17 protein-coding genes are annotated in these 18,580 nt (G+C 72.3%); 14 read left to right on the top strand and 3 right to left on the bottom strand.

What is annotated here, in order from left to right:
• Positions 1-108: 108 nt before the first annotated feature.
• The 3 genes from ABTY59_RS02440 to truA all read left to right on the top strand — a co-directional run bounded on the left by ABTY59_RS02440 (position 109) and on the right by truA (position 2,725).
• The gene (locus ABTY59_RS02440) at positions 109-1,131 is read left to right on the top strand and encodes a DNA-directed RNA polymerase subunit alpha (protein WP_003966937.1); all 1,023 of its coding nucleotides are present in this window, start codon (positions 109-111) and stop codon (positions 1,129-1,131) included.
• A 180-nt stretch (positions 1,132-1,311) separates the two neighbouring features.
• Positions 1,312-1,776 carry a 50S ribosomal protein L17 gene (gene rplQ, locus ABTY59_RS02435; protein ID WP_352017038.1) on the top strand — a complete coding sequence of 155 codons (465 nt, stop codon included), beginning with the start codon at positions 1,312-1,314 and terminating at the stop codon, positions 1,774-1,776.
• Positions 1,777-1,867: 91 nt separating this feature from the next.
• Positions 1,868-2,725 (top strand): tRNA pseudouridine(38-40) synthase TruA, encoded by an 858-nt coding sequence (gene truA / locus ABTY59_RS02430; RefSeq protein WP_352017037.1) that lies wholly within the window; start codon positions 1,868-1,870, stop codon positions 2,723-2,725.
• On the opposite strand, the gene ABTY59_RS02425 is transcribed toward truA, so the two are convergent.
• Positions 2,696-3,742, bottom strand: coding sequence for a hypothetical protein (locus ABTY59_RS02425; RefSeq protein WP_352017036.1), 1,047 nt, complete (start codon positions 3,740-3,742; stop codon positions 2,696-2,698). The genes truA and ABTY59_RS02425 overlap by 30 nt on opposite strands.
• Positions 3,743-3,798: 56 nt before the next feature.
• Between ABTY59_RS02425 and ABTY59_RS02420 the strand changes: the two genes are divergently transcribed.
• The 4 genes from ABTY59_RS02420 to glmM all read left to right on the top strand — a co-directional run bounded on the left by ABTY59_RS02420 (position 3,799) and on the right by glmM (position 8,178).
• Entirely contained in the window at positions 3,799-5,421 is a 1,623-nt protein-coding gene (locus ABTY59_RS02420; RefSeq protein ID WP_352017035.1) for an ABC-F family ATP-binding cassette domain-containing protein, read from the top strand.
• Positions 5,422-5,686: 265 nt separating this feature from the next.
• Entirely contained in the window at positions 5,687-6,130 is a 444-nt protein-coding gene (gene rplM, locus ABTY59_RS02415) for a 50S ribosomal protein L13 (protein WP_041130788.1), read from the top strand.
• A gap of 44 nt (positions 6,131-6,174) precedes the next feature.
• Positions 6,175-6,687, top strand: a complete 513-nt coding sequence (gene rpsI / locus ABTY59_RS02410; protein WP_015035601.1) for a 30S ribosomal protein S9 — start codon at positions 6,175-6,177, stop codon at positions 6,685-6,687.
• A gap of 132 nt (positions 6,688-6,819) precedes the next feature.
• The gene (gene glmM, locus ABTY59_RS02405; protein ID WP_352017034.1) at positions 6,820-8,178 is read left to right on the top strand and encodes a phosphoglucosamine mutase; all 1,359 of its coding nucleotides are present in this window, start codon (positions 6,820-6,822) and stop codon (positions 8,176-8,178) included.
• A gap of 81 nt (positions 8,179-8,259) precedes the next feature.
• On the opposite strand, the gene ABTY59_RS02400 is transcribed toward glmM, so the two are convergent.
• Together ABTY59_RS02400 and coaA are read right to left on the bottom strand one after the other, a co-directional pair.
• The gene (locus tag ABTY59_RS02400) at positions 8,260-9,210 is read right to left on the bottom strand and encodes a DUF389 domain-containing protein (RefSeq protein WP_352017033.1); all 951 of its coding nucleotides are present in this window, start codon (positions 9,208-9,210) and stop codon (positions 8,260-8,262) included.
• 18 nt (positions 9,211-9,228) lie between these two features.
• Positions 9,229-10,299 (bottom strand): type I pantothenate kinase, encoded by a 1,071-nt coding sequence (gene coaA, locus ABTY59_RS02395; protein WP_352017032.1) that lies wholly within the window; start codon positions 10,297-10,299, stop codon positions 9,229-9,231.
• A 221-nt stretch (positions 10,300-10,520) separates the two neighbouring features.
• Between coaA and ABTY59_RS02390 the strand changes: the two genes are divergently transcribed.
• The 7 genes from ABTY59_RS02390 (at position 10,521) to ABTY59_RS02360 (ending at position 18,580) form a co-directional block, all read left to right on the top strand.
• Complete coding sequence (locus ABTY59_RS02390) at positions 10,521-11,285, top strand: hypothetical protein (protein WP_352017031.1); 765 nt, start codon at positions 10,521-10,523, stop codon at positions 11,283-11,285.
• An 89-nt stretch (positions 11,286-11,374) separates the two neighbouring features.
• Entirely contained in the window at positions 11,375-13,222 is a 1,848-nt protein-coding gene (gene glmS / locus ABTY59_RS02385; RefSeq protein ID WP_352017030.1) for a glutamine--fructose-6-phosphate transaminase (isomerizing), read from the top strand.
• A 7-nt stretch (positions 13,223-13,229) separates the two neighbouring features.
• Complete coding sequence (locus ABTY59_RS02380; RefSeq protein ID WP_030687778.1) at positions 13,230-13,598, top strand: holo-ACP synthase; 369 nt, start codon at positions 13,230-13,232, stop codon at positions 13,596-13,598.
• A 124-nt stretch (positions 13,599-13,722) separates the two neighbouring features.
• Positions 13,723-15,177, top strand: a complete 1,455-nt coding sequence (locus ABTY59_RS02375; protein ID WP_352017029.1) for an NAD(P)H-hydrate dehydratase — start codon at positions 13,723-13,725, stop codon at positions 15,175-15,177.
• Positions 15,178-15,287: 110 nt separating this feature from the next.
• Positions 15,288-16,241: a L,D-transpeptidase gene (locus ABTY59_RS02370; protein WP_502995325.1), complete on the top strand. Its 954-nt coding sequence runs from the start codon at positions 15,288-15,290 to the stop codon at positions 16,239-16,241.
• A 20-nt stretch (positions 16,242-16,261) separates the two neighbouring features.
• On the top strand, positions 16,262-17,410 hold the full coding sequence (gene alr / locus ABTY59_RS02365) for an alanine racemase (protein WP_352017028.1): 1,149 nt from the start codon (positions 16,262-16,264) through the stop codon (positions 17,408-17,410).
• A gap of 6 nt (positions 17,411-17,416) precedes the next feature.
• Positions 17,417-18,580, top strand: a complete 1,164-nt coding sequence (locus ABTY59_RS02360; RefSeq protein ID WP_352017027.1) for an alpha/beta fold hydrolase — start codon at positions 17,417-17,419, stop codon at positions 18,578-18,580.

Raw genomic sequence — 18,580 nt, 5'->3', positions numbered from 1 at the left:
GGACTTCGGGCGGTACGGCTCTTCGGACCGTGCCGCCCGTACCCTTGCAGTACGCAGTACTTGTCGGGCGTCAAATAGTGGGCGTCCACGACTGAAGGAAACACAGACATGCTTATCGCTCAGCGTCCGTCGCTGACCGAAGAGGTCGTCGACGAGTTCCGCTCCCGGTTCGTCATCGAGCCGCTGGAGCCGGGCTTCGGCTACACCCTCGGCAACTCCCTGCGCCGTACCCTCCTCTCCTCGATCCCGGGTGCCGCTGTCACCAGCATCCGCATCGACGGTGTCCTGCACGAGTTCACCACCGTGCCGGGCGTCAAGGAGGACGTCACCGACCTCATCCTCAACATCAAGCAGCTGGTCGTCTCCTCGGAGCACGACGAGCCGGTCGTGATGTACCTGCGCAAGCAGGGCCCGGGTCTGGTCACCGCCGCCGACATCGCGCCCCCGGCCGGTGTCGAGGTGCACAACCCCGACCTCGTTCTCGCCACGCTCAACGGCAAGGGCAAGCTGGAGATGGAGCTGACCGTCGAGCGCGGTCGCGGCTACGTCTCCGCCGTCCAGAACAAGCAGGTCGGCCAGGAGATCGGCCGCATCCCGGTCGACTCCATCTACAGCCCCGTGCTGAAGGTCACCTACAAGGTCGAGGCGACCCGAGTCGAGCAGCGCACCGACTTCGACAAGCTCATCGTCGACGTCGAGACCAAGCAGGCCATGCGCCCGCGTGACGCCATGGCGTCCGCCGGCAAGACCCTGGTCGAGCTGTTCGGTCTCGCCCGCGAGCTGAACATCGACGCCGAGGGCATCGACATGGGTCCGTCCCCGACGGACGCCGCCCTCGCCGCCGACCTGGCGCTGCCGATCGAGGAGCTGGAGCTCACGGTCCGCTCCTACAACTGCCTCAAGCGTGAGGGCATCCACTCCGTGGGTGAGCTCGTCGCCCGCTCCGAGGCCGACCTGCTCGACATCCGCAACTTCGGTGCGAAGTCGATCGACGAGGTCAAGGCGAAGCTGGCCGGTATGGGCCTCGCGCTGAAGGACTCGCCGCCCGGATTCGACCCGACCGCCGCCGCCGACGCCTTCGGCGCCGACGACGACGCGGACGCCGGGTTCGTCGAGACCGAGCAGTACTAAGAGCTCGGACCTCACGGTCCGTACGTGGGCGCGGGTGCGCTGTGCTTGATCGCGCAGTTCCCCGTGCCCCTTCCGGCCTCGCCCCTTCGGGGCGCGGCCGGATCTCCGACGGGTGACCGCCCGCTCGGACACTGACATCGGTACCTCATACGGCCGGTGCAGATCACAAGGAGAAACACCATGCCGCGTCCCGCGAAGGGTGCCCGCCTCGGCGGTTCCGCCGCGCACGAGAAGCTGCTCCTCGCCAACCTGGCGAAGTCGCTCTTCGAGCACGGCCGCATCACCACGACCGAGGCCAAGGCCCGTCGCCTGCGTCCGGTCGCCGAGCGCCTGATCACCAAGGCGAAGAAGGGCGACATCCACAACCGTCGCCTGGTGCTGCAGACGATCACCGACAAGGGCGTCGTCCACACCCTCTTCACCGAGATCGCCCCGCGTTACACGGAGCGTCCGGGTGGCTACACCCGCATCACCAAGATCGGCAACCGTCGTGGCGACAACGCCCCGATGGCCGTGATCGAGCTGGTCGAGGGCGAGATCGCCAAGAAGGCGACCGTCGCCGAGGCCGAGGCCGCCACCGTGCGCGCCGTCAAGGAGGCCGACGCGGCCGCCGAGGCTCCGGCCGAGGAGTCGAAGGACGCGTAAGCGTTTCCTCCGTTTCTCGTGAGCGGGCCCGCACCCCCAGGGGTGCGGGCCCGTTCCCGTGTGTTCGTCGTGTGTTTGAGAGGATCTTCGCGTGAGCGATGACGTGCAGGACGGGTTCGTACGGGTACGCCTTGACCTTTCGTACGACGGCAAGGACTTCTCCGGCTGGGCCAAGCAGGCCCAGGGGCAGCGGACCGTACAGGGCGAGATCGAGGACGCCCTGCGGACCGTGACCCGGTCCAGGGAGACGTACGAGCTGACCGTCGCCGGCCGCACCGACGCCGGGGTGCACGCGCGCGGCCAGGTCGCCCACGTCGACCTGCCCGAGGACGTGTGGGCCGAGCACCGGGACAAGCTGCTGCGGCGGCTCGCGGGGCGGCTCTCGCACGATGTGCGGGTGTGGAGCGTGGCGGAGGCCCCGGCGGGCTTCAACGCCCGGTTCTCGGCCGTCTGGCGCCGCTACGCCTACCGCGTCACCGACAACCCCGGCGGTGTCGACCCGCTGCTGCGAGGGCACGTGCTGTGGCACGACTGGGCCCTCGACATGGACGCCATGAACGAGGCCGCCACCGCGCTCGTCGGCGAGCACGACTTCGCCGCGTACTGCAAGAAGCGCGAGGGCGCCACCACGATCCGCACGCTCCAGGTGCTGCGCTGGGAGCGGCGGGACGACGGCGTCCTGGAGGCGACCGTGAAGGCGGACGCCTTCTGCCACAACATGGTCCGCTCGCTCGTCGGCGCCCTGCTCTTCGTCGGCGACGGCCACCGCCCGGTCGACTGGCCCGGCAAGGTGCTGGCCGCCGGTGTCCGGGACTCGGCCGTCCACGTCGTGCGGCCGCACGGCCTCACCCTCGAAGAGGTCGGCTACCCGGCGGACGAGCTGCTCGCCGCCCGCAGCCGGGAGGCCCGCAACAAGCGGTCACTCCCGGGGAGCGCCGGCTGCTGCTGAGGCCTGGGAGCGTCCCCGGGCGTAGATCTGGTTGAAGGCGAAGGTGCCGAGGTCGTCGCTGGCCTGGAAGACCGGCTTGTCGGCCTTGGTGACCTTCTTGCCGTTGGCGAAGCCGGCCTGGGTGAAGTACGCGTACCGGCCGATCGCGTTCGAGCGGCGCAGGCAGACGGTGGCGTGGCAGAAGTCACCCACGCCCGAGCCGACCAGCGGCGCGATGCCGCCGACGGCCTGCTCCTTCGCCTTCTGGGCGGCCGCCTCGGAGGGGAAGACGGCGACGCCGACGGTGATCGCCACCCCGTCGTCGACGTAGGTGGCGCGCAGCACCCGCTGGCAGCCGTTCCGCTTCAGGACGCCGCCGAGGCCGCCCTGGGTGACGGCCGCGCAGTTCGTGGTCGAGGAGGTCGCGCCCTTCTTGTACGGGCGGCCGTTCATGGTCAGCTTCTTGCCCGGGAAGAGGCCCTCCGCGGTCAGCGGGGCCTTGTCCTTCTTCGGGTCCGAGATGTAGTCCTTCGGGTTCGGCGGGGGCGGCGGCGCCACCGAGGAGAAGGTCGGATCGGGGGTCGGGGCGTCGGTGGGGGAGACCGTGCCGGTGGGGAGCGGGCCGTTCTTGGCCTCGTCGTTCTTGTTGTTCGTGCTCACGACGGCGGTCGCCACGATCGCGCCGACGGCCACCGCGGCGAGGACGCCGCCGGCGATCACCAGGAGGCGCTTGCGGCGGCCGCGCGAGGCCGAGGCGTCGGCGAGGGCGCCCCAGTCGGGGGTGTCACCGCTGCCCTGCGCGCCCGGGAACGGGTTCGGCTGCGCGGGCTGCTGGGGCGGGTAGCCGTAGCCGCCGCCCTGCTGCTGGGGCGGGTACCCGTACCCACCGCCCTGCTGCTGGGGCTGCGGGTACCCGTACCCGCTTCCGTCCCCCTGCTGCTGTCCCTGGCCCTGCGGCCCGTACCCGGGCTGCTGTCCGTACCCCTGCTGCCCCTGCTGCTGCGGCTCCTGCGGCCACTGCGGTCCCCCAAAGCTCATGCCGCGCATCCTAAACCGGTTGGGCCGGACCGACGCGGGCGGTGACAATGCATCCCATGGGACATGTCGAGGCCGCGCATCTGGAGTACTACCTTCCCGACGGGAGGGTCCTCCTCGGGGACGCCTCCTTCCGGGTCGGGGAGGGTGCCGTCGTCGCCCTCGTCGGGGCCAACGGCGCCGGCAAGACCACACTGCTGCGGATGATCGCCGGCGAGCTCCAGCCGCACGGCGGCACCGTCACGGTCAGCGGCGGCCTCGGTGTGATGCCGCAGTTCGTCGGTTCCGTACGGGACGAGTCCACCGTCCGTGACCTGCTGGTCTCGGTGGCCCAGCCCCGGATCAGGGAGGCCGCGAAGGCGGTCGACGAGGCCGAGCACCTGATCATGACGGTCGACGACGAGGCCGCGCAGATGAAGTACGCGCAGGCCCTCAGCGACTGGGCCGAGGTGCAGGGGTACGAGGCCGAGACCCTCTGGGACATCTGCACCATGGCCGCGCTGGGCGTCCCGTACGAGAAGGCGCAGTTCCGCGAGGTCCGGACGCTCTCCGGCGGCGAGCAGAAGCGGCTGGTCCTGGAGTCGCTGCTGCGCGGCCCCGACGAGGTGCTGCTCCTCGACGAGCCGGACAACTACCTCGACGTGCCGGGCAAGCGGTGGCTGGAGGAGCGGCTGCGGGAGACCCGCAAGACCGTGCTCTTCATCTCCCACGACCGGGAGCTGCTCTCCCGGGGCGCCCAGAAGATCATCGCGGTCGAGCCCGGTCCCGCCGGGTCGGACGTCTGGGTGCACGGCGGCGGCTTCGACACCTTCCACGAGGCCCGGCGGGAGCGGTTCGCCCGTTTCGAGGAGCTGAAGCGGCGCTGGGACGAGAAGCACGCCCAGCTGAAGAAGCTGGTGATCAACCTGCGGCAGGCGGCCGCGGTCAGCCACGAGATGGCGTCCCGGTACGCGGCGGCGCAGACCCGGCTGAGGAAGTTCGAGGAGGCGGGGCCGCCGCCGGAACCGCCGCGCGAGCAGGACATCCGGATGCGGCTGCGCGGCGGACGGACCGGTGTACGTGCCGTGACCTGCGAGAACCTTGAGCTGACCGGTCTGATGAAGCCGTTCTCGCTGGAGATCTTCTACGGGGAGCGGGTCGCCGTCCTCGGCTCGAACGGCTCCGGCAAGTCGCACTTCCTGCGGCTGCTCGCGGGGGACCCGACGGTCGCCCACACGGGTGTCTGGAAGCTCGGTGCCCGGGTCCTGCCGGGGCACTTCGCGCAGACCCACGCGCACCCGGAGCTGGCCGGGCGTCCGCTCGTCGACATCCTGTGGACCGAGCACGCCAAGGACCGGGGCGCGGCGATGTCGATGCTGCGGCGGTACGAGCTGGAGCGCCAGGGCGACCAGTCCTTCGACCGGCTCTCGGGCGGGCAGCAGGCGCGGTTCCAGATCCTGCTCCTGGAGCTGGCGGGGACGACGGCGCTGCTGCTCGACGAGCCCACGGACAACCTGGACCTGGAGTCCGCCGAGGCGCTCCAGGAGGGCCTGGAGTCGTACGACGGGACCGTGATGGCCGTCACGCACGACCGCTGGTTCGCGAAGAGCTTCGACCGCTTCCTGGTCTTCGGGTCCGACGGGATCGTGCGGGAGACGGCGGAGCCGGTGTGGGACGAGCGGCGGGTCGAGCGGGCGCGGTGACCCCGGGGCTCGTCGCGGCTCGGCCCCGGGCCGCGGTGACCTGGGGACCCGCGGCGTTTTGACCCGTCCGGGGTGGCGCGGGTACTGTTGCGGTTTGTTATGCGTATTGGCTTCGTCGTTCTCACGCGAAGGGCCGTTACGCAGGTTCCCTGGAGCAGTTACCAGTGGCTCGCATACGGGCGGTGTCCCGGCAGTGCAGGCCCCAGCTGCATGATCGCTTCAGGTGTGTCTGGACTCCATCCACTGAAGAAGCGAAGGCTACGAAGTGCGTACGTACAGCCCCAAGCCCGGCGATGTCACTCGCCAGTGGCACATCATCGACGCGCAGGACATCGTCCTGGGTCGTCTGGCGACGACGGCTGCGAACCTCCTGCGAGGCAAGCACAAGCCGGTCTACGCCCCCCACATGGACATGGGCGACTTCGTCATCATCATCAACGCCGACAAGGTTCACCTGTCCGGCAACAAGAAGACCCAGAAGATGGCCTACCGCCACTCTGGCTTCCCGGGTGGTCTGCGCTCCGTCCGTTACGACGAGCTGCTCGACAAGAACCCCGAGAAGGCCGTCGAGAAGGCCATCAAGGGCATGATCCCCAAGAACTCCCTGGGCCGTCAGATGCTCTCGAAGCTGAAGGTCTACGCGGGCGAGAACCACCCGCACGCTGCGCAGCAGCCGGTCCCGTTCGAGATCACCCAGGTCGCGCAGTAGTTCCGGCCACACCCCCTAAGAACGAAAGAAATCTGAGGAGCATCGTGGCCGAGACCACCCCCGAGACCCCCGTCGACGAGTTCGAGGGCGTCGAGGAGTACACCACCGAGACCGAGCTCGTCGAGGGTGAGTACACCTCCGAGTCGCTCGCGTCCCGCTTCGGCGACCCGCAGCCGGCCGCCGGCCTGGGCCGTCGCAAGAACGCCATCGCCCGCGTCCGGATCGTTCCGGGCACCGGCAAGTGGAAGATCAACGGTCGCACCCTTGAGGACTACTTCCCCAACAAGGTGCACCAGCAGGAAGTCAACGAGCCCTTCAAGGTGCTCGAGCTCGACAACCGCTACGACGTCATCGCCCGCATCGCGGGTGGCGGTGTCTCCGGCCAGGCCGGCGCCCTGCGCCTCGGCGTGGCCCGTGCGCTGAACGAGGCGGACGTCGAGAACAACCGCCCGGCGCTGAAGAAGGCCGGCTTCCTCTCCCGTGACGACCGTGCGGTCGAGCGGAAGAAGGCCGGTCTCAAGAAGGCCCGCAAGGCTCCGCAGTACAGCAAGCGTTAATCGCCTGCTCGGTCTGCTTTCGTACGCCCCGGCGGCACTGCCCGTGCCGTCGGGGCGTACGTTTTTTCATAACCTCTTTCGTCACCTCTTTCATCTTTCATCAGCTTGGGCACGTATTTTCGGAGGACAGCTGTGGGACGACTCTTCGGCACGGACGGCGTACGCGGCGTCGCCAACGCGGACCTGACGGCGGAGCTCGCGCTCGGCCTGTCGGTCGCGGCCGCGCACGTGCTCGCCGAGGCGGGCACCTTCGAGGGCCACCGGCCGACCGCCGTGGTCGGGCGGGACCCGCGCGCCTCCGGAGAGTTCCTGGAGGCCGCCGTCGTGGCCGGTCTCGCCAGCGCCGGCGTCGACGTCCTGCGCGTCGGCGTGCTGCCCACCCCGGCCGTGGCCCACCTCACCGGCGTCCTCGGCGCCGACCTCGGCGTGATGCTCTCCGCCAGCCACAACGCCATGCCCGACAACGGCATCAAGTTCTTCGCCCGCGGCGGCCACAAGCTCGCCGACGAGCTGGAGGACAAGATCGAGGCCGTGTACGAGGAGCACCGCACCGGCGCCCCCTGGGAGCGTCCGACCGGTGCCGGCGTCGGTCGCGTCCGGGACTACGACGAGGGCTTCGAGACCTACGTCGCCCACCTCATCGCCGTCCTCCCGAACCGCCTCGACGGCCTCAAGATCGTCCTCGACGAGGCCCACGGCGCCGCCGCCCGCGTCTCGCCCGCGGCCTTCGCCCGGGCCGGCGCCGAGGTCGTCACCATCGGTGCCGAGCCGGACGGCCTCAACATCAACGACGGCTGCGGCTCCACCCACCTCGGGCTGCTCAAGGCCGCGGTCGTCGAGCACGGCGCCGACCTGGGCATCGCGCACGACGGCGACGCCGACCGCTGCCTCGCGGTCGACGCGGCGGGCAACGAGGTCGACGGCGACCAGATCCTCGCCGTGCTCTCCCTCGCCATGCGCGAGGCCGGCACCCTGCGCGGCGACACCGTCGTCGCGACCGTCATGTCCAACCTGGGCTTCAAGCTCGCCATGGAGCGCGAGGGCCTGAGCCTCGTCCAGACCGCGGTCGGCGACCGCTACGTCCTGGAGTCCATGAAGGAGAACGGCTACGCCCTCGGCGGCGAGCAGTCGGGCCACGTCATCGTGCTCGACCACGCCACCACCGGCGACGGCACCCTCACCGGTCTGATGCTGGCCGCCCGCGTCGCCGCCACCGGCAAGTCGCTCGCGGACCTCGCCGGAGTCATGGAGCGGCTCCCGCAGATCCTCATCAACGTCAAGGACGTCGACAAGTCCCGGGTCACCACCTCGGGTGAGCTCGCCGCCGCCGTCACCGACGCCGAGCGCGAGCTGGGCTCCACCGGCCGCGTCCTGCTGCGTTCCTCCGGCACCGAGCCGCTGGTCCGCGTCATGGTCGAGGCCGCCGACATCGAGCAGGCCCGCGCCGTCGCGCAGCGCCTCGCGGACGTCGTGAAGTCCGCACTGGGCTAGCCTTTCTGAGGCACCGTCATGCAAGGGGGAGGGCCCCCGCCGGATTCTCCGGCGGGGGCCCTCCTTCGTGTCTTCGGCGGGTCAGGACCTCTTCGGCTGCCGGCGCCAACGGCCGCGCTGGGTGCGCCACAGCAGCTTCTGTCCGTACAGGGTGAGCGTCCCGGCCAGCATGATGCCGAAGAGATTGAGTCCCAGCTGCTCGACCGAACCCCACGTCTGGCTCAGATCGCCGTAGCTGAGCGCCACCGCCGCGTTCGCGCCCGCCGGGACCGTCGTCACCGAGATGGCCACACCCACCAGCGCCCCCGACTTGGCCGACGTCAGGGAGAGGGTCCCGGCGATGCCCGCGAGCAGCGACACGACGAACGAGAACGGGTCCGGCTGCCAGATGAACTTGGTGTTGGGCCGGTCCGCCTCCAACTGGGACCTGCTGAACAGATCGAGCGCGTCCATCCCCAGGCTGAACACCGTCGTCGCCACGATCGCCGCCGCGAAGCCGACGACCAGCGCCAGCAGGGAGCGCGCCGCCAGCTTCGGAGCGCGCTGGACGACGGCCGTGCAGACCCCGGCCAGCGGTCCGAACTCCGGTCCTACCGCCATCGCGCCCACGATCAGGATCGCGTTGTCCAGGATGACACCGCAGGCCGCGATCATCGTCGCCAGGATCATGAACGCGCTGTACGTGATGGAGAGCGTCGACTCCTCGTGCGTCGCGCCCGCCAGCTGCTCCCAGATCACCGCGTCCGCGGGCTCGCCCGGCGCCTCCGCCTCGGCCGCGTCCGCGCGCGTGGACAGGGAGAAGTCGATGTTGTCGACGGCGATCGAGCCGTCCTGATCGATCCTCAGCTCGCGCATTCCGTTGAGCAGTTCGTGCCCCGCCTCGCGGGCCACGTCGCACATCACGACGTCGCCCGAGGGGTCCCGGGCCGCGCCGGGCAGCACCACCAGATGGGTGGTGCCGACCGTCGACTCGATCAGCCGGACCGCCTCGGAGGTGCGGTCGGGCGGGACGATCATCCGCAGATGCAGCATGGGGAGAGCGTACGGAGGTCAGAGCTTCCGGAGGCTGAGGCGCTGCACCTTGTGGTCGGAGCCCTTGCGGACGACGAGGGTCGCCCGGCCGCGGGTCGGGGCCACGTTCTCCAGGAGGTTCACCTTGTTGATGGTCCGCCACATCGTGCGGGCGTAGTCGAAGGCCTCCTCCTCCGAGACCTGCGTCCAGCGCCGGAAGTACGAGGACGGGTCCTGGAAGGCGGTGTCGCGCAGCTTCCGGAAGCGGTTCAGGTACCAGCGTTCGATGTCCTCCGGCCGCGCGTCCACGTACACCGAGAAGTCGAAGTAGTCGGCGAGACCCACCCTGGTCCTGCCGTCCTTCCCCGGCAGGGCCGGCTGGAGGACGTTCAGGCCCTCCACGATGAGGATGTCCGGGCGGCGCACGACGAGCCGCTCGCCGGGCACCCGGTCGTAGATCAGGTGCGAGTAGACCGGGGCGGTGACCTCGTCCTTGCCCGCCTTGACGTCCGCGACGAACCGGGTCAGGGCCCGGCGGTCGTACGACTCGGGGAAACCCTTCCTGGACATCAGGCCGCGCGCCTTCAGCTCCTCCATCGGGTAGAGGAACGCGTCCGTGGTCACCAGCTCCACGCGCGGGTGCTCCGGCCAGCGGGCGAGCAGCGCCTGGAGCAGACGGGAGACCGTCGACTTGCCGACGGCCACCGAACCGGCGACCCCTATGACGAAGGGGGTGCCGCGCTGCTCCGCCCGCTCGCCGAGGAAGGTGTTCAGCGCGCCGCGCAGACCGCTGGTGGCCTGCACGTACAGATTGAGCAGCCGGGAGAGCGGCAGGTAGATGTCCCGGACCTCGTCGAGGTCGATGACGTCCCCGAGGCCGCGGAGCCGCTCGACCTCGTCGGCGGTCAGGGGGAGCGGCGTCTTGTCGCGCAGGGCGCTCCACTCCGCGCGGGTGAGGTCGACGTACGGGGTCGCCTCGGACGGCCGACGGTGCCCGGCGCCGTTGCGGGCGGTGCCGGGAGCGGCGCCCCGGCCGGTCGCGGCGTCGTGGCCGTTCCCGGCACCGTTGCCGGGGGCGTCGTCGGGGCTTCGTGGCGGCGAAGTGATCACCCCGCCATTGTCGGGGGTCGGCGGGCTCCGTGGGCCGTGGGGTCGGTCACGCGACAAAAGCGATTGTCCGACCCCGGCCCCCGGGTGATCATGCTGGAGCCGCGTGGGTTCCCGTACGTCACGCGGGGGGAGCCGCCACGAGGCGGCGCGACGTCACGACGACGCCGGGACCGTCACGCGGACGCCGGGTCGTCACGAAGAGAAACAGAGAGCCACACCCCATGCGCACCCTCACCCGAAGCACCGCCGCCGCCGTGACCGCCGCCTCCCTCGCGCTGCTCGTCACCGCCTGCGGCAGCGGCGACGAGAGCGACGGCAAGGACACCGGCAAGGACGCGCGGCCGAGCGCCTCCGCCACGAGCGGCGCGCCCGCCGCGAAGGCCCTGTCCTCCGCCGAGCTGGAGAAGCTCATCGTCGAGCAGGCCGACCTGCCGGGCCACCAGGTCCAGAAGGCCAAGGCCACGGACCTCGTGAAGCCCGACACCCTCTCCACCGACAAGCCCTCCTGCAAGCCGCTCGCCGACGCGATGTCCTTCGTCGCCACCGGCGACCCGGCCGCCTCCGCGCACCGCAAGGCCATCGAGGTGCCGAAGACCGAGGGCGCCACGGCCTCGCCGCAGGACGCCCTCGGGGCGCTCAGCGCACCCGTGACCAGCGTGACCCTCGGCTCGTACGACGGACAGGGCGCCCAGGAGGCCTTCGCCGCGCTGAAGACCGCCGGCACCGACTGCGCGGGCGGCTTCACGCTGAACGGCGGCGGCGAGAAGACGAAGATCAGCAAGGTCGCCCCGGAGACCGTGTCCGCCGGCGAGGAGTCGCTCGCGTGGACCGTGACCACCGACATGGACGGCGAGCCCTTCGTCACCAAGCTCGTCGTCTTCCGCAAGGGCAACACGCTCGCCTCCTTCTCCACCCTCAGCCTCGGCGGCACCGCCAAGGACCTCCCGAAGGCCGTGATCGACGCCCAGGCCGCCAAGCTGGGCTGAACCGCGGCCCGTGGGGAGCACGACACGGGCGGTGGTTCGTGACGCGTCGACTCCGGCCGGTCGCGGGGGTTCCGGCGTAGCCTGCCGTCATGTGCGGAATCGTGGGATACGTCGGCGGGCAGTCGGCGCTTGATGTGGTGGTCGCGGGCCTCAAGAGGCTCGAATACCGGGGCTACGACTCGGCCGGTGTCGCGGTGCTCGCCGACGGCGGGCTCGCCGCGGCCAAGAAGGCCGGCAAGCTCGTCAACCTGGAGAAGGAGCTCGTCGACCGGCCGCTGGCCGGCGGCTCCGTCGGCATCGGACACACCCGCTGGGCCACCCACGGCGGGCCCACCGACACCAACGCGCACCCGCACCTGGACAACGCCGGGCGGGTCGCCGTCGTCCACAACGGCATCATCGAGAACTTCGCCGCCCTGCGCGAGGAGCTCGGCGAGCGCGGCCACACGCTGCTGTCCGAGACCGACACCGAGGTCGTGGCCCACCTGATCGCCGAGGAGTTCTCCTCCGTCGGGGACCTCGCGGAGGCCATGCGGCTCGTCTGCCGCCGGCTCGACGGGGCCTTCACCCTCGTCGCCGTCCACGCCGACCAGCCGGACGTCGTCGTCGGCGCCCGCCGGAACTCGCCCCTCGTCGTCGGCGTCGGCGAGGGCGAGAACTTCCTCGCCTCCGACGTGTCCGCGTTCATCGCCCACACCCGGTCCGCGATCGAACTCGGACAGGACCAGGTCGTCGAACTGACCCGGGACGGCGTCACCGTCACCGACTTCGACGGCGCGCCCGCCGACGTCCGCGCCTACCACGTCGACTGGGACGCCTCCGCCGCCGAGAAGGGCGGCTACGACTACTTCATGCTCAAGGAGATCGCCGAGCAGCCCAAGGCCGTCGCCGACACCCTCCTCGGGCGGATCGACGGAGCCGGCCGGCTCACCCTCGACGAGGTGCGCATCCCCGACGCCGTGCTCCGCGAGGCCGACAAGGTCGTCATCATCGCCTGCGGCACCGCCTTCCACGCCGGGCTCATCGCCAAGTACGCCATCGAGCACTGGACCCGGATCCCCTGCGAGGTCGAGCTCGCCAGCGAGTTCCGCTACCGCGACCCGATCCTCGGCCAGCGCACCCTCGTCGTCGCCATCTCCCAGTCCGGCGAGACCATGGACACCCTCATGGCGCTCCGGCACGCCCGCGAGCAGGGCGCCAAGGTGCTCGCCGTGTGCAACACGAACGGCTCGACGATCCCCCGGGAGTCCGACGCCGTCCTCTACACGCACGCCGGGCCCGAGGTCGCCGTCGCCTCGACCAAGGCCTTCCTCACGCAGCTCGTCGCCTGCTACCTGCTCGCGCTCTACCTCGGCCAGGTGCGCGGCACCAAGTGGGGCGACGAGATCCACGCCGTCGTCCGCGAGCTCGCCCGCATCGGCGACGAGGTCGAACGGGTCCTGGAGACCATGGAGCCCGTCCGGGCCCTGGCCCGGTCGCTCGCCGACAAGGACACCGTGCTGTTCCTCGGGCGGCACGTCGGCTACCCGGTGGCCCTGGAGGGCGCGCTGAAGCTCAAGGAGCTGGCGTACATGCACGCCGAGGGCTTCGCCGCCGGCGAGCTCAAGCACGGGCCCATCGCGCTCATCGAGGAGGACCTGCCGGTCGTCGTCGTGGTGCCCTCGCCGCGCGGGCGGTCCGTCCTCCACGACAAGATCGTCTCCAACATCCAGGAGATCCGGGCCCGCGGAGCCCGGACCATCGTCATCGCGGAGGAGGGCGACGAGGCCGTCGTCCCGTACGCCGACCACCTCGTCCGCATCCCCGCCACGCCTACGCTGCTCCAGCCGCTGGTCTCCACGGTGCCGCTCCAGGTCTTCGCCTGCGAGCTCGCCACCGCGCGGGGCAACGAGGTCGACCAGCCGCGCAACCTGGCCAAATCCGTGACCGTGGAGTGAGTGGGAAATGATCATTGGGGTGGGGATCGACGTGGCGGAGATCGACCGCTTCGCCGCGTCGATCGAACGCACACCGGGGCTGCTGCAGCGCCTCTTCGTCGAACGCGAGGTGCTGCTCCCGAGCGGCGAACGGCGCGGGCCCGCCTCGCTCGCCGTGCGGTTCGCCGCCAAGGAGGCCCTCGCGAAGGCGCTCGGCGCGCCGGGCGGCCTGCACTGGACGGACGCCGAGGTGTACGTGGAGGGCAGCGGGCAGCCCCGGCTGCGGGTCCGGGGGACGGTGGCGGCACGGGCTGCGGAACTGGGCGTGAAGCACTGGCACGTGTCGCTGAGCCATGACGCGGGGGTGGCGTCGGCGGTGGTGATCGCGGAGGGGTAGGGGGTGACCTGCCCCCCGGGTGGCCTGTCCCGTGGCCGCGGCCCCCCGGGCGGTGCCCACACGGGTGCGGGGCGGCGCGGGCTCACACGGGGCGCGGGCGCGACCGGCGGGGCAGACTGCTGGCATGCGTACCGCTTATCGCGTCGAGACCGTCCGGGCCGCCGAGGCCGCCCTCATGGCCCGTCTCCCCGACGGCGCCCTCATGCAGCGCGCCGCCGCCGGCCTCGCCGCCGCCTGCTGCTCGCTGCTCGGCAGGGGGCGGGTGTACGGCGCCCGGGTCGTCCTCCTCGTCGGCAGCGGCGACAACGGCGGCGACGCCCTCTACGCGGGCGCCCGCCTCGCCCGCCGCGGCGCCGGCGTCTCCGCCGTGCTGTTCGGCGACCGCGCCCATGAGGGCGGGCTCGCGGCGCTCCGGGCGGCGGGCGGACGGGTCGCCGACGAGCCGTTCGAGGCCCTCGCCCGCGCCGACCTCGTCCTGGACGGCATCACCGGCATCGGAGGCCGCGGCGGCCTCCGGCCGGACGCCGTGCCCCTCGCCCGGGCCGCGCGCGGCTCCGACGCCGTCGTCGTCGCCGTGGACCTCCCGAGCGGCGTCGACGCCGACACCGGGGAGGTCCACGGCGAGGCCCTGCCGGCCGACGCGACGATCACCTTCGGCGCGTACAAGCCGGGTCTGCTCGTCGACCCCGCCCGGGAGTACGCCGGCGCGCTGCGGCTCGTCGACATCGGGCTCGGGGCCGTCCTTCCCGGCGTGCCCGACCTGGAGGCCCTCCAGCACGACGACCTGGCGTGGCTGCTGCCCGTACCGGGCGCCGAGAGCGACAAGTACCGGCGCGGTGTCGTCGGCGTCCTCGCCGGATCGGCGCGCTATCCGGGTGCCGCCGTGCTCGCCGTGGCGGGCGCGCTGCGCGGCGGGGCGGGGGCGGTGCGCTACGTGGGGCACGCCGGGGACGCCGTGATCGCCGCGCACCCGGAGACCCTGGTGCACCCCGGACCGCCCGACAAGGCCGGGCGGGTCCAGGCCTGGGTCGTGGGGCCGGGTCTCGGGGAGGGGCCGGGCGCCGGGGTCGCCGTCGCCGGGGTCCTCGCCACCGACGTGCCCGTCCTCGTCGACGCCGACGGCCTGAGGGGCCTGGATCCCGCGACCGTCCGGGGGCGCGGCGCGCCCACCCTGCTCACCCCGCACGCCGGTGAGGCCGCGGCGCTGCTCGGCGTCGCGCGGGAGGAGGTCGAGGCCGGGCGGCTCGCGGCGGTCCGTGAACTGGCGGGCCGCTTCGGCGCGACCGTCCTGCTGAAGGGCTCGACGACGCTCGTGTGCGGGGCGGACGGGAACGGTCCCGTACGGGTCAACCCGACCGGGACCTCCTGGCTCGCCACGGCCGGCAGCGGTGACGTGCTCTCCGGCCTCGCCGGTTCCCTCCTCGCGGCCGGCCTCCGGCCCCTGGACGCGGCCTCCTGCGCCGCCTACCTGCACGGGCTCGCGGCGCGGCGGGCGTCGGAGGGGGGCGCGCCGGTGACGGCGACGGACGTGGCGGACTCCCTGCGGGAGGCATGGCGGGACGTCACGGCGGCCCGGTGACCCCTGGGGAGTCACCGGAGGGTCCCCCGACCCCCACTCGGGCGAACGCCGTTGGACCAGCCGTGGGTTCCGGCGCGCTCGTGGGGCGGGGGGCGGATTGGGTGGGTGGGGTGACCAGTTGGAGAAGTCGTACCGCGCCGTTGTTGTCCGTCCTCGCCGTCTCCCTCGCCCTCGGGCCCGTCGCCCTCGCCGCGCCGGCCGCCCCCGGGGCCCTGCCCCTCGCCGCGCCGGCCGCCCCCGGGGCCCTGCCCCTCGCCGCGCCGGCCGCCCCCGGGGCCCTGCCCCTCGCCGTGTCGGCCGTGGGCGATCCCGATCCGCTCGTGCCCGGTGTCGTCGGGGGCGGGCGGGCCGAGTATCCGATGGACACGCCCGATCAGGTGCTGCCGCCGCTGCGGGAGGAGGGGGGCGTCGCCGTGCCCGAGCCCGAGGAGGAGGTCGACGAGCTCGTCGAGTTCCTGCCGCGCAGTGCCGTCGGGACCGCCTGCACCGCCCGGGCCGGGACCCATCAGAGGCGGGTCGAGCGGCTGCTGGGGCTGCGGGTCGACGGGCGGCAGTCCGTCGCCGACTGCCGGGCCATCCGGGCCTTCCAGGTGAGGGAGAAGATCAAGCCGGCCGTCGGCTACGCGGGGCCCGTCACCTGGGCCCGCGCCGAACTGCTCGCCGCCCGCAGGAACCTCGACCCGGGCCGCCGCTGTCCCGTGAAGAAGTACGCCGTCGCCTGCGTCGACCTCGACCGCCAGCTCATGTGGGTGCGAAAGGGGAAGAAGGTGACGTATCCCGTGGTCAACATGCGGAGCGGGCGGCCCGGATACGCCACGCGCACCGGCTGGCACACCGTCTACTGGCGCCACAAGGACCACTGGTCGACCATCTACAAGACCCCCATGCCGTACGCCCAGTTCTTCAGCGGCGGGCAGGCCTTCCACGCCGTCTACGGGCAGCTCGCCACGCCCGGCGGAAGCCGCGGCTGCGTCAATCTGAGCCACGCGGACGCGCGGAAACTCTGGGGCGTCCTCCGTAAGGGTGACCGGGTCTACATCTGGGGAAAGCGGCCCGGGAGCTGACACCTGAGAGACTGGGCGCGATGACTGAGACACCTCCGCCCCGCAGGGCCCGCGCCGAGATCGACCTCGGCGCGCTGCGTGCGAACGTCCGCACGCTGCGCGCCCGTGTCGCCCCCCACGTCCGGATCATGGCCGTGGTCAAGGCCGACGCGTACGGACACGGCGCCGAGCGCTGTGCCCGCGCCGCCCTGGACGCGGGCGCGGACTGGCTCGGCACGGCCACCCCGCACGAGGCGCTGGCCCTGCGCGCCGCCGGGATCACGGACGTGCCCGTCATGTGCTGGCTGTGGACCCCCGGCGACCCCTGGGACCAGGGCGTCGAGGCCGGTCTCGACATGTCCGTGAGCGGGATGTGGGCGCTGGAGGAGGTCGTCGAGGCCGCCAGGGCGGTGGGGAAGACCGCCCGCATCCAGCTCAAGGCCGACACCGGGCTCGGGCGCAACGGCTGCCAGCCCGCCGACTGGCCGGAGCTGGTCGGGGCCGCCCTGAAGGCCGAGGTCGACGGGCTGGTCAAGGTCACCGGCCTCTGGTCGCACTTCGCCTGCGCCGACGAGCCGCACCATCCCTCCATCGCCGCCCAGCTCGGCGTGTTCCGCTCGATGCTCGATCACGCGGAGAAGGCGGGCGTCCGGCCCGAGGTCCGGCACATCGCGAACTCGCCGGCCACCCTGACGCTGCCCGAGGCCCACTTCGACCTGGTCCGGCCCGGGATCGCGATGTACGGCGTGTCGCCGAGCCCCGAGCTGGGCACCTCCGCCGAGCTGGGCCTGCGGCCCGTCATGTCGCTGAAGGCGAGCGTCGCCCTGGTCAAGCACGTGCCCGCCGGGCACGGGGTGAGTTACGGGCACCACTACGTGACCGGTGAGGCGACCACGCTCGGACTCGTCCCGCTGGGGTACGCCGACGGGGTTCCCCGGCACGCCTCGGGGCGCGGCCCCGTCCTCGTCGACGGCCGCGTCCGCACGGTCGCCGGGCGCGTCGCCATGGACCAGTTCGTGGTGGACCTCGGCGGGGACACCCCCGATCCCGGCACGGAGGCCGTGCTCTTCGGGCCCGGCGACCGGGGCGAGCCGACGGCCGAGGACTGGGCGGTGGCCGCCGACACGATCGCGTACGAGATCGTCACCCGGATCGGCGCCCGCGTCCCGCGCGTCTACCTGGGGGAGTAGCCGGTCATGGCCGAGTCGGGTGGCAGCAGCTGGCGGCGTGCCGGGTTCGCCGGCGCCGCGATAGGCGTCCTCGCCGCCGGGGCGGCCGCCGGTGTCGCCGTGGAGCGGCTCACCGTCGGCCGTTCCGTACGGCAGAAGGCGCGGCTCGCCCTGGACGCCACCGGGCCGTACGGCGGTCTGCGCGGCACCTCCGGCCGGGCCCTCGCCGACGACGGGACCGTCCTGTACTACGAGGTGGACGAGGTCGAGGCGGACGCCCCGCCCGCGCGCCGGCGCCGGCTCTTCGGGCGCCGTGAACCGGCTCCCGTCACCGTCGTCTTCAGCCACGGCTACTGCCTCAACCAGGACTCCTGGCACTTCCAGCGGGCCGCGCTGCGCGGACTCGTCCGCACCGTCCACTGGGACCAGCGCAGCCACGGCCGTTCCGGGCCGGGCGCCGCGCAGACCGGGCCGGAGGCGGTGCCCGTCTCCATCGACCGTCTGGGCCGCGACCTCAAGGCCGTCCTCGACGCGGCCGCCCCGGAGGGGCCGCTGGTCCTGGTCGGGCACTCGATGGGCGGCATGACGGTGATGGCGCTCGCCGAGCAGTACCCGGAGCTGGTCCGCGAGCGGGTCGTCGGCGTCGCCCTCGTCGGCACCTCGGCCGGGAAGCTCGGGGAGGTGACGTACGGGCTGCCGCTCGCCGGCGTCAACGCCGTCCGCCGGGTCCTGCCGGGCGTCCTGCGGGCCCTCGGTTCCCAGGCGGAGCTGGTCGAGCGCGGGCGCCGGGCGACCGCCGACCTGTTCGCCGGGCTGATCAAGAAGTACTCGTTCGCCTCGAAGGACGTGGACCCGGCCGTCGCCCGCTTCGCGGAGCGGATGATCGAGTCGACGCCGATCGACGTGGTCGCCGCCTTCTACCCCGCCTTCGCCGAGCACGACAAGACGGCCGCCCTCGCCGCCTTCGGCGAGCTGCCGGTCCTCGCTCTGGCCGGGGACAACGACCTGGTCACCCCGAGTTCGCACACCGAGGCCATCGCGGCCCTCCTGCCGGACGCGGAGCTGGTCATCGTCCCCGACGCGGGCCATCTGGTGATGCTGGAGCATCCGGAGGCGGTCACCGACCGGCTCGCCGACCTGCTGGCGCGGGCCGGTGCGGTCCCGGCCGGGGAGCCCTTCGGCACGCGCTAG

Origin of the sequence: Streptomyces sp. NPDC096079 (genome assembly GCF_040303145.1) — a bacterium.
Lineage (GTDB): Bacteria > Actinomycetota > Actinomycetes > Streptomycetales > Streptomycetaceae > Streptomyces.
This window is presented reverse-complemented; position numbering and strand designations above follow the sequence as displayed.